10 protein-coding genes are annotated in these 11,149 nt (G+C 57.8%); 9 read left to right on the top strand and 1 reads right to left on the bottom strand.

Annotated elements, in window-relative coordinates:
- Window positions 1-37 precede the first annotated feature (37 nt).
- The 3 genes from RX972_RS07340 (at window position 38) to RX972_RS07330 (ending at window position 2,562) form a co-directional block, all read left to right on the top strand.
- Window positions 38-1,063: an aminoglycoside phosphotransferase family protein gene (locus RX972_RS07340; RefSeq protein ID WP_316873715.1), complete on the top strand. Its 1,026-nt coding sequence runs from the start codon at window positions 38-40 to the stop codon at window positions 1,061-1,063.
- 63 nt (window positions 1,064-1,126) lie between these two features.
- Window positions 1,127-1,798, top strand: coding sequence for an N-acetylmuramate alpha-1-phosphate uridylyltransferase MurU (murU, locus tag RX972_RS07335; protein ID WP_316873713.1), 672 nt, complete (start codon window positions 1,127-1,129; stop codon window positions 1,796-1,798).
- Window positions 1,798-2,562, top strand: coding sequence for a DnaJ domain-containing protein (locus tag RX972_RS07330; protein ID WP_316873710.1), 765 nt, complete (start codon window positions 1,798-1,800; stop codon window positions 2,560-2,562). The genes murU and RX972_RS07330 overlap by 1 nt, the downstream gene beginning before the upstream one ends.
- Before the next feature lie 61 nt (window positions 2,563-2,623).
- On the opposite strand, the gene RX972_RS07325 is transcribed toward RX972_RS07330, so the two are convergent.
- Window positions 2,624-3,601 (bottom strand): alpha/beta hydrolase family protein, encoded by a 978-nt coding sequence (locus tag RX972_RS07325; RefSeq protein WP_316873708.1) that lies wholly within the window; start codon window positions 3,599-3,601, stop codon window positions 2,624-2,626.
- A gap of 122 nt (window positions 3,602-3,723) precedes the next feature.
- On the opposite strand from RX972_RS07325, the gene RX972_RS07320 reads away from it, so the two are divergent.
- The 6 genes from RX972_RS07320 (at window position 3,724) to RX972_RS07295 (ending at window position 11,010) form a co-directional block, all read left to right on the top strand.
- Window positions 3,724-5,733 carry a histidine kinase gene (locus RX972_RS07320; protein ID WP_316873706.1) on the top strand — a complete coding sequence of 670 codons (2,010 nt, stop codon included), beginning with the start codon at window positions 3,724-3,726 and terminating at the stop codon, window positions 5,731-5,733.
- A complete protein-coding gene (locus tag RX972_RS07315) occupies window positions 5,730-6,359 on the top strand; it encodes a response regulator transcription factor (protein WP_027899443.1) in 630 nt (209 codons plus the stop codon). The genes RX972_RS07320 and RX972_RS07315 overlap by 4 nt, the downstream gene beginning before the upstream one ends.
- 246 nt (window positions 6,360-6,605) lie before the next feature.
- On the top strand, window positions 6,606-7,730 hold the full coding sequence (locus tag RX972_RS07310; protein WP_122706819.1) for an ABC transporter ATP-binding protein: 1,125 nt from the start codon (window positions 6,606-6,608) through the stop codon (window positions 7,728-7,730).
- A gap of 84 nt (window positions 7,731-7,814) precedes the next feature.
- Complete coding sequence (locus tag RX972_RS07305; RefSeq protein WP_122807050.1) at window positions 7,815-8,846, top strand: polyamine ABC transporter substrate-binding protein; 1,032 nt, start codon at window positions 7,815-7,817, stop codon at window positions 8,844-8,846.
- A gap of 80 nt (window positions 8,847-8,926) precedes the next feature.
- Window positions 8,927-10,174: an ABC transporter permease gene (locus RX972_RS07300; protein WP_027900676.1), complete on the top strand. Its 1,248-nt coding sequence runs from the start codon at window positions 8,927-8,929 to the stop codon at window positions 10,172-10,174.
- A gap of 11 nt (window positions 10,175-10,185) precedes the next feature.
- Window positions 10,186-11,010 (top strand): ABC transporter permease, encoded by an 825-nt coding sequence (locus RX972_RS07295; protein ID WP_027900675.1) that lies wholly within the window; start codon window positions 10,186-10,188, stop codon window positions 11,008-11,010.
- Window positions 11,011-11,149 lie beyond the last annotated feature (139 nt).

Genomic DNA, 11,149 nt, shown 5'->3' with positions numbered 1-11,149 from the left:
ACCCGCTTGACGGCTAGCGCCGTCGGAGACCCTTGCAATGCCAGATCAAGATGTACGCCTGCAACGCCTGAAATCCTGGCTCGATGAGCAGCTTCCTGCGCTGTTTTCAGCGCAGGGCTGGGGCGCAATTCCCCCGGCCACGTTGACCGCGGCCAGTAGTGATGCCAGTTTCCGCCGTTATTTTCGCTGGGAGGGCGGCGAGCAAACTTTTATTGTGATGGATGCGCCGCCACCTCAGGAAAACTGCAAACCATTTGTAGATATTGCCCGTTTGTTAAATAAATCAGGGATTAATGTTCCTGAAATTTATGCCGAAGATCTTGTTCAAGGCTTTTTGCTGCTTAGTGATCTTGGGCGAGAAACCTACCTTGATGTCATCAACGAACAAAACGCGGACGCTTTGTTCTCAGATGCTTTCGATGCGCTGCTGGCTTATCAGCAACTGCCGATGGATGCGCCGCTTCCCAGCTATGACGTCGCCTTGTTGCGCCGTGAACTGGAGCTGTTCCCTGAATGGTATGTGCGCAAACACCTCGGCATCGAGATGGATCAGCAGCAATTGGCCAGTTGGCAACGTGTCAGTGATCTCTTGATCGAGAGCGCGCTGGCGCAGCCCAGAGTGCTGGTGCACCGTGACTTCATGCCGCGTAACCTGATGCTCAGCGAACCTAATCCGGGAGTGCTGGATTTCCAGGATGCGGTCTATGGACCCGTCACTTACGACGTGACCTGCCTGTTCAAGGACGCCTTTCTCAGTTGGCCGCAAGATCGAGTGCATGGCTGGCTGGAAATTTACTGGGAAAAGGCTCGCGCGGCGGGGATTCCTGTTCAGGAGGACTTTGCAGAGTTTCTGCGTGCCAGTGACCTGATGGGCGTACAGCGTCATTTGAAGGTCATCGGTATCTTCGCCCGTATCTGCCATCGTGACGGCAAACCGCGTTATCTGGCCGATGTTCCGCGCTTCTTTGCTTATATAGACGCGGTGCTGGAGCGGCGACCAGAGTTGGCTGAACTGGCTAATTTGCTGACCAGCCTGAAGCGACCGGCGAGCGGATCGCTCTGAATCGCGCCACGGTATGAAGGTCATCATTGAAATAAGGCTATCGATTGTGTTGACGAGGCAGGCATGAAAGCGATGATTCTGGCAGCAGGGAAGGGCGAACGAATGCGTCCATTGACCCTGCACACTCCTAAGCCGCTGGTTCGTGCAGGCGGTGTGCCGTTGATTGAATATCACCTGCGCGCGCTGCATGAGGCAGGGTTTCACGATGTAGTGATCAATCACGCCTGGCTTGGGCAACAGATTGAAGATTACTTGGGGGACGGCGAACGTTTGGGGCTGCGTATTGCGTATTCCCCTGAAGGTGAGCCGCTTGAAACGGGCGGCGGTATTTTTCGTGCGCTGCCGCTGCTGGGTGATCAGCCTTTTATGGTCGTAAACGGCGATGTCTGGACCGATTACGACTTCAGCGCACTGCGAGTGCCAATGGCCGGTCTGGCTCACCTTGTGTTGATCGATAATCCGGAGCACCACCCGCAGGGTGACTTTTCGTTGATCGACGGGCAGGTTCGTGATTCCAGCGATGCCGGTGCAAGGCTCACCTACAGTGGCATCGCCATCCTTCACCCGAAACTGTTTGCAGATTGCCAAGCCGGTGCTTTCAAACTCGCGCCGCTGTTGCGAGCCGCCATGGAGCAAGGGCAAGTGACCGGTGAGCATTTTACCGGGCATTGGGTCGATGTCGGCACCCATGAGCGCCTTGCTCAGGTCGAGCAGTTGCTCGCGGCGGGACACTGATGCTCTGGCCATCGACTCTGTTAGACGCCGGAGCCGGGTTTGCCATTGCCAGCATCCCGGGCGCCTTGCTGGGCGCGCTGTTGGGGCAAGCACTGGATCGGCGTCTTGCACTGCAAAGCTGGGCACATTTGCGGGAGCGCATGCGCGGTCGTGCGGCGCTGCGCGATGATGAGTTGCTGTTCGTTCTGCTGGGGCGGCTGGCGAAGAATGACGGGCGGGTGGTCGAGCAGCACATCCAGCAGGCGCGGGCTGAAATGCATCGTATGGGCATGAGTGAGCCCGCTCAACGCCGGGCTATCGCGGCCTTCAATCGAGGCAAGGACGGGGGTGATAATCTGCGCGGCCATCTGCGTCGGCTCGCCCCCCAGCCTCATACGGCTGAAGCGCTGCTACGCGCGTGCTGGCGCATGGCATGGGCCAACGGCAAACCTTCACGCGGTGAGCGAGAGTTGATCGTCTGGTGGGGTAAATGGCTCGGCTGGTCGCCGGCCAGAGTTGACTCACTGGCTTCCGGGCACGAAGCCCCCCGTAAACCGCTGGCTAACAACAGCAACGATTACCAGGCGGCACTGAAACTGCTGGGCGTGCAAGCCGATGCGGATCCTGCGCAGGTGAAACGCGCCTATCGGCGCCTGCTCAGTCGGCACCACCCGGATAAAGTGGCGGGTTCGGGCGCTAGCCAGTTGCAGGTGCGCGATGCGACGGACCGGACTCAGGATTTGCATAACGCCTACAAAGTGATCAAGGCGCGGCGCGGGTTTTGATCATGGTGTTGTGCTTTATTCTGTGGGAGCGGTGCAGCATTTCCGCTCCGATCAATCATCTTTACTGCGCCTCAACCCACCCGCGAATCCTGCGAAACATCTGTTCCTGCTCTGCAGCAGCGTTACCCGGAATCGCGGTCAGAGGAATCTGGCTGTAGCCTGGTCCTTTTGCACGCTTGCTGATTTGCAGACGTTCCATTGGAGACCTGTTGTTCGCGTCCTTGTAAATGAAGTCCGAGGTTTTCACTTTAAGGCCGGGTATCAACTCGGTCAGCAGTGGCTTGGTATCTGCGGGCTCTCGCGCCGTGACCATGGCGAATTTCTGTACCAGCGGCGCCGGGCGTTCGCTCAAGTAACGAGCTGCCCAGTAGGCACCGCTGCCATGTCCGAGCAGCACGATACTGCGGGCCTTGTTCTGCTGTGCGAAGCTGATGCCGCTTTCAATTCGGGCGAAGATACGCTCAGCCTGAGCCTTGGCCTGCTCCTCTGCGGCAGCGGCTCTTGCTGTTTCAGCAGCAGCCTCTTTTTCTGCGGCAGCGGCTTTGTCGGCATCAGTTGGTGCGGTAGCTTTGGCCGCGTCTTTGGGTTTTTCTGCTGCACCCTCTTCTGCAGGCGCATCGGCGGCTCTGGCCTGATTGTAATCAGCCAACTGGTCGGGCAGGGTCAGGCTCAGGCTTGACCAGCCGATGTCCGGAAACTTGCGTCGCAACGGGCCTACGGCATCCGGAGAGTCAGCCGACTCGTCAGCACCGGGAATAATGATCACTGCACCTTTGGGATCGTCAGTGTTGGCTGGCTTCCACAAGGCGAGGAAACTGTCTTCGCCAGCCTGTAATTGCTGTTGATCGGCAACCGGCAAACGCCCTTCAAGGGCCAGCGCATCTTCTTGAGTGCGCGGTAACAGTGGTGCCCTTTCCACGGCAGGTTCGGTTGCAGCATCTTTTGCAGGAGCAGGATCTGCCGCCATGACAGGCAACGCGCAAGGTAGTATCAGCGCTAGACAAAGCGAAGGAAGCGTTGCGCGAAATGTGTAGGACATCGGATATTCCAGGCCAGAAACTATCTTGGCAGCCTAATGGGTTGGTAAGGATTTGTCAGGCACATGCTTGAGTGGCGCATCGGTTCAAACGACTAAATAGAACACACGGGAACGACACCTTGATGATGGTTCTGCTGCGCACTGGAGTTATCGGCTGTCTGGCCCTGCTCTTGATGATTTTCAACGTCGTGGCTCAGGCGGATTCAGAGCCAGCCGTGTCCACGCCGCTGTCGGCAGAGCAGCGCGCATGGCTATCAAAGCGTGGGCCCTTGCGGGTTGGGCTGGTGATGCAGGCACCTTATGCGCAGCTTGATCGTCGCCAGCAGCAGCTTTCCGGCGCCAACGTCGACTTGATGAATCTGCTCGGCAGGAGCCTGCAAACAGAACTACTCTGGCGTAACTTCCCTGATCAGGCCGCTTTGGAGGAGGCCTTGGCGCAAGGCATGGTGGATATTGCCCCCGGTCTGACTCAAACCCCGGCTGGCCTTCGTGTCTGGCTGTTTTCCGATCCCTATATGCGGATTTCGCAACTGGTGGTGGGCGAGCGCGACGGCTCTGGTGTCGTGGACCTTGAGAAGCTCGACAGCCGCACGCGCGTAGCGATTCGCATGCCCAGCGTCACCGCCGACTACCTGCGTAACACCTATCCCCATATCAACCTGCAAGGCGTGCCGCTGGACCGGCAAGCGCTGCAATTATTGTTGAGTCAGCAGGCGCGTTATGCCGTGCTCGATGAGGCGCAGCTCAGTCGCTTGTCTCGGGAGCCGGAGTTCGCCGGGCTGAGTATTGTCGGCGATATTGGCTATCCCCAATTGCTGCGCGTCGCTTCCCGTCGAGATGTGCCTGAGTTGGCGGACATTATCAGCGCTGCCCTGCATGCGATTCCGGCCAAGGAGCTTGATCAGTTGCATGCGCGCTGGCTGCCGCTCAATGCTGTGAAAGCCAGCGAATCGCCTGGTTTCTGGCAAAACATCTGTCTGTTGCTGCTGGTATTACTGCTGGCCAGTTCCGCCATTGTTATATGGCAGCGCCGTCAGCAGCAGTCGCTGGAGCGCGATGTGCTGCTTGCTCGCGAAGAACTGGCGCGGCGCGAGGCAGGTGAAGAGGCGTTAAAGCTGGCACAGTTTTCCATTGATCAAAGCACTGTGGGCATTCTCTGGGTCAACTGGGACAGTCGCGTGCGCTATGCCAACCATGCGGCAGAGGCCATGCTGGGCTATTCGTCCGGCGGCGTAGTGGATCGGCCGTTAATTGATTTCGAACCCACGTTGCACATGGATCGCTGGCTGGGCCTTTGGAAAAGTGCGCGCTCCAGTGAAGGGATTGCCCAGACATTCGAAACCAATTGCGTGTGTGCCGACGGCAGCATTCTGCCTGCCGATGTCTCCTTGAGTTTCCTGCGCTTCGAGGAGTCCGAATATCTGGTGGTGTTCCTCACTGACGTGACCGAGCGTCGTCGTTACCACGAACAACTGCGCGAGCTGTCGGCGCATCTGGAAAGCGTACGCGAGGAGGAAAAGGCGCGTATCGCCCGGGAAGTTCACGACGAGTTGGGACAGATGCTGACTGTGCTCAAGCTGGAAACGTCCATGTGTGAGCTGGCTTACGCCGATCTTGATCCGGGCTTGCGCGATCGGCTCAACAGCATGAAGCGCCTGATATCGCAATTGTTCCAGTTGGTGCGCGACGTGGCGACCGCGCTACGCCCGCCGATCCTCGATGCGGGTATCGCGTCGGCCATCGAATGGCAGGCGCAACGGTTCGAGGCGCGCACGCAAATTCCGTGTCTGGTGGATGTGCCTGATAATTTGCCGACGCTCAGCGATGCTTTGGCCATCGGCATGTTCCGGATTCTGCAGGAGGCGCTGACCAACGTTATACGTCATGCTCAGGCGCACACCGTGGACGTGAGCCTTACGCTGGACGATGGCGTCATGTGCCTGACCATTGCCGACGACGGTATCGGTTTTGTTCAGCCGCAGGGTAAGGTCGTGTCGTTCGGTCTGGTGGGCATGCGAGAGCGGGTGTTGATGCTTGGCGGTCGACTGGAGCTGGACAGTGAGACAGGTGAGGGCACAACCTTGCGCGCCTATATTCCGCTGCATCAAGCCGGGCAGGAGCAACACAAGTGATTCGTGTACTGGTAGCTGAAGACCACACTATTGTTCGTGAAGGCATCAAGCAGTTGATCGGCCTTGCCAAGGATTTGCTCGTGGTGGGCGAGGCCAGTAACGGTGAGCAGCTGCTTGAGGCTCTTCGTCAGACTGAATGCGAGGTGGTGTTGCTGGATATCTCCATGCCCGGTGTGAATGGCCTTGAGGCAATCCCGCGTATTCGCGCACTGACCAATCCGCCAGCCATACTGGTGCTGTCAATGCACGACGAAGCGCAGATGGCAGCGCGTGCCTTGAAAGTCGGCGCTGCCGGTTATGCGACCAAGGACAGTGATCCGGCGTTGCTGCTGACGGCTATTCGACGGGTAGCGGCGGGTGGTCGTTACATCGACCCGGACCTTGCCGACCGCATGGTCTTCGAAGTCGGGCTGACGGATAACAGGCCATTGCATTCGCTATTGTCCGAGCGCGAGTTCTCTGTGTTCGAACGCTTGGCTCAAGGCGCCAACGTCAACGACATCGCCCAGCAACTGAACCTGAGCAGCAAGACCATCAGCACCCACAAAGCACGGCTGATGCAGAAGATGAACCTGCATTCTCTGGCTGATCTGGTGAAATATGCGATGGAGCATAAGTTGTTGTGATCTGAAAACGACATGCCCGAGACATCATTGACCTTATCGCGGGCAAGCCACGCTCCCACAGGAGCTTGATTCCCCTGTGGGAGCGTGGCTGCCCGCGATAAGGTCATGAGATTCGTCGTCGAGCACATACCTATCCCCGCCATCCCTGTAGGGCAATCCCTACCCCAATCTCTCCTACCCCCCGATTTGCGCGGTTCTCAGCCTAAACTAGGCTGACCGCACGCAGACAAAACAAAGGTGTGGGTAATGAGCAACGTCGATTCAAGCGCTGGGGCTAATGATGTTCTGGTCAGCTTCCGTGGTGTGCAGAAGAGCTACGACGGCGAAGCCCTTATCGTCAAAGACCTTAACCTGGATATTCGCAAAGGCGAGTTCCTGACCCTGCTCGGGCCTTCCGGCTCCGGCAAGACCACCAGCCTGATGATGCTGGCCGGATTTGAAACGCCGACGGCGGGTGAAATCCTCCTCGCGGGTCGTGCCATCAACAACGTGCCACCGCACAAACGCGATATCGGCATGGTGTTCCAGAACTATGCATTGTTCCCGCACATGACCGTCGCAGAAAACCTGGCGTTTCCGCTGACCGTACGCGGCATGAGCAAGGCCGACGTCAGCGAGAAGGTCAAGCGTGCGCTGGACATGGTGCAGCTGGGCACGTTCGCTCATCGCTACCCGGCGCAACTGTCTGGCGGTCAGCAACAGCGTGTGGCCCTGGCCCGTGCTCTGGTCTTCGAACCGCAACTGGTTCTGATGGATGAACCGCTCGGTGCATTGGACAAGCAACTGCGTGAGCACATGCAGATGGAGATCAAACACCTGCACCAGCGTCTGGGCGTGACCGTGGTCTACGTGACTCACGACCAGGGTGAAGCGCTGACCATGTCCGACCGTGTTGCCGTTTTTCATCAGGGCGAAATCCAGCAGATCGCGCCCCCGCGCAATCTCTATGAAGAGCCGAAGAACACCTTCGTAGCCAACTTCATCGGCGAAAACAATCGCCTTAACGGCAAGCTGCTCAGCCATACCGGCGAGCGTTGCGTTGTGCAACTGGAGAAGGGCGAGAAAGTCGAGGCGCTGGCTGTGAATGTTGGCCAGGTGGGCGATGACGTCACCCTGTCGATCCGCCCGGAGCGCATCAGTTTGAATGGCAACAGCGAGAGCTGCGCGAACCGTTTCTCCGGTCGCGTTGCAGAGTTTGTGTATTTGGGCGACCACGTTCGTGTGCGCCTGGAAGTGGCTGGCAAAACCGACTTCTTCGTCAAGCAGCCCATCGCCGAGCTGGACCCGGCCCTGAGCGTTGGCGATGTCGTGCCAATTGGATGGCAAATCGAGCACGTTCGCGCACTCGATCCCTTGCAGCACGTGCATTGATCTATCAATAAAAAGGCATCAGCCAGAGGCGAACTCATCGCCCACAACGCATAAACCAACACTGCTCGTGGAGAAAACAACCAAATGCTCAAATCTTTGAAGTTCACCGCAATCACGCTGGGCATGATGTGCGCCGCGCAAGCCATGGCCGCTGACCTGACCGTCGTTTCGTTTGGCGGTGCCAACAAGGCAGCCCAGGAAAAAGCTTTCTACGCACCTTGGGATAAAGCCGGTAACGGCAAGATCATCGCTGGCGAATACAACGGCGAGATGGCCAAGGTCAAAGCCATGGTCGACACCAAGAGCGTGTCCTGGGATCTGGTAGAAGTTGAATCACCAGAACTGGCTCGCGGCTGCGACGAAGACATGTTCGAAGAACTCGATCCGGCGCTGTTCGGCGACAAGTCGAAATACGTGCCCGGCGCGATCTCTCATTGCGGTGCTGGCTTCTTCGTCTGGTCCACCGTGCTGGCTTACAACGCCGACAAACTGGCTTCGGCGCCAACCGGCTGGGCAGATTTCTGGAACACCGAAAAATTCCCGGGCAAGCGTGGCCTGCGTAAAGGCGCCAAGTACACCCTGGAGTTCGCGCTGATGGCTGACGGCGTTGCGCCAAAAGACGTCTACAAAGTACTGGCCAGCAAAGACGGTCAGGACCGCGCTTTCAAGATGCTCGACAAACTCAAGCCAAGCATTCAGTGGTGGGAAGCGGGCGCACAGCCGCCGCAGTTCCTGCAATCGGGTGATGTGGTCATGAGTTCTGCCTACAACGGTCGCATCGCAGCGGTCGCCAAAGAAAGCAAACTCAAAGTGGTGTGGACCGGTGGCGTTTACGACTTCGACGCATGGGCTATTCCAAAGGGCTCGAAAAATGCCGAAGCGGCGAAGAAGTTCATCGCTTACAGCTTGCAGCCTGAGCAGCAGAAGACCTTCTCGGAAAACATCGCTTACGGTCCGGCCAACACCGACGCCGTCAAGCTGCTGAGTGCTGAAACCCTGCAGAACATGCCGACTACTCCTGAGAACATCAAGGATCAAGTCCAGATCGACGTGCAGTTCTGGAATGACAACGGTGAGTCTCTGGAGCAGCGCTTCAACTCTTGGGCTGCCAAGTAAGCGCGTCAGGTTGAGTTAGGTCCGGGCGCGTTCCCTACAGTAGGGAATGCGCCCTTCGTTCAAAGATTTCGGAGTTCGCTATGGCCATCGCCGTGCCCCTGACTGAAGGCGCCAGCCCTACCTTGAAGCAACGTCTGGCTCGTGCCGAGCGGGTCAACCGCTGGAAGGCTCAGGCCTTGATCGCGCCGTTAGTGATCTTCTTGCTGCTGGTATTTCTGGTACCGATTGTGGCGCTGCTCTACAAGAGCGTCGGCAACCCGGAAGTGGTCAATGCTTTACCGACTACCGTGATCGAAGTCGCTAAATGGGACGGCAAGGGCTTGCCCTCGGAGCCGGTCTACAAGGCACTGAGCATGGATCTGGCCCAGACCCGCAAGAATTCGACCCTGGGCGATCTGTCCAAGCGCCTGAACATGGAACTGGCTGGCTATCGCAGCCTGTTGACGAGCACCGCGCGTGCGCTGCCGTTCAAGGAAGAGCCTGCTTCTTATAAAGATGCACTCGAAGCACTGGATGAGCGTTGGGGAGACCCTGCCTATTGGCAGGTGATCCGACGCAATACCAGTAGTGTCACCCCCTATTATTTGCTGGCCGCAGTGGACCATCGCATTGATGACCTTGGTGAAGTGGCACCTGCGACGCCTGATCAAGCGATCTATCTGGACATCTTCGCCCGCACGTTCTGGATGGGGTTTGTCATTACCCTGATCTGCCTGGTGCTGGCTTACCCGCTGGCGTATTTGCTGGCCAACCTGCCTGCGCGGCAGAGCAACTTGCTGATGATTCTAGTGTTGCTGCCGTTCTGGACGTCGATTCTTGTTCGGGTGGCGGCATGGATCGTGTTGCTGCAGTCCAGTGGTTTGATCAACGGTGCATTAATGGCCATGGGCATCATCGATAAACCGCTGGAACTGGTGTTCAACCGGGTCGGCGTTTACATCTCGATGGTGCACATCATGTTGCCGTTCATGATTCTGCCGATCTACAGCGTGATGAAAGGCATCTCGCCAACTTATATGCGTGCCGCTATCTCTCTGGGCTGCAACCCGTTTGCCAGCTTCTGGCGGGTGTATTTCCCGCAGACCTATGCCGGTATCGGCGCGGGTTGCCTGTTGGTGTTCATTCTGGCGATTGGTTACTACATCACTCCGGCATTGCTGGGCAGCCCGAACGACCAGATGGTCAGCTACTTTGTCGCCTTTTATACCAACACCAGCATCAACTGGGGTATGGCCACGGCACTGGGCGGTCTGCTGCTGTTGGCGACCATTGTGCTTTATCTGATCTATAGCTGGTTGGTCGGCGCCAGCCGCCTGCGTTTGAGCTGAGGAGCATTGCCATGTTGAGTTCTTATTCCTCGCCGCTGGAACGTGTCTGGTACTACGCCTTGCGCATCCTGTGCGGGCTGATTCTGTTGTTCCTGGTGTTGCCGGTGCTGGTGATCATCCCACTGTCGTTCAACTCCGGCAGCTTTCTGGTTTACCCGTTGCAAGGCTTCTCACTGCATTGGTATCAGGACTTTTTCAATTCCAACGAGTGGATGCGCGCGCTGAAGAACAGCCTGCTCATCGCTCCCGCTGCGACTGTGCTGGCCATGGTTTTCGGCACGCTGGCGGCGATTGGCCTGACCCGCGGCAACTTCCCCGGCAAGGCGCTGGTCATGGCCTTGGTGATTTCGCCGATGGTGGTGCCGGTGGTGATTATTGGTGTGGCGAGCTATCTGTTCTTCGCGCCGCTGGGACTGGGCAACAGCTTCCTGTCGTTGATTCTGGTTCACGCGGTGCTGGGTGTGCCGTTTGTGATCATTACCGTGTCGGCGACTTTGCAGGGCTTCAACCATAACCTGGTCAGGGCGGCTGCGAGCCTGGGGGCGTCGCCACTGACCGCATTTCGTCGAGTGACCTTGCCGCTGATTGCGCCGGGTGTGATCTCCGGCGCGCTGTTCGCGTTCGCGACGTCTTTCGATGAAGTGGTCGTGACGCTGTTCCTTGCTGGTCCAGAGCAAGCGACGCTGCCAAGGCAGATGTTCAGCGGCATCCGGGAAAACCTCAGCCCAACCATCGCTGCTGCTGCGACGCTGCTGATCGGATTCTCGGTGGTATTGCTGCTGGTGCTGGAGTGGTTGCGCGGGCGTAGCGAGAAGTTGCGCACGGCTGTCGAGTAACACGGTACCGGCCAAAACCCGTGGGAGATTCTATGCTGGCCTGCAAGCTTGTGGGACTGGCTAGCCGGTCCTATGTATGGACTCGCCCCTACATTCAACCTGCTTTTGAACACTGCTACCCGGTTGCATCTATGTATAA

Source organism: Pseudomonas syringae group sp. J309-1, from assembly GCF_032582135.1.
Classification (GTDB): domain Bacteria; phylum Pseudomonadota; class Gammaproteobacteria; order Pseudomonadales; family Pseudomonadaceae; genus Aquipseudomonas; species Aquipseudomonas quasicaspiana.
Note: the sequence above shows the minus strand (reverse complement) of the source record. Positions and strands in the feature narration are given on the sequence as shown.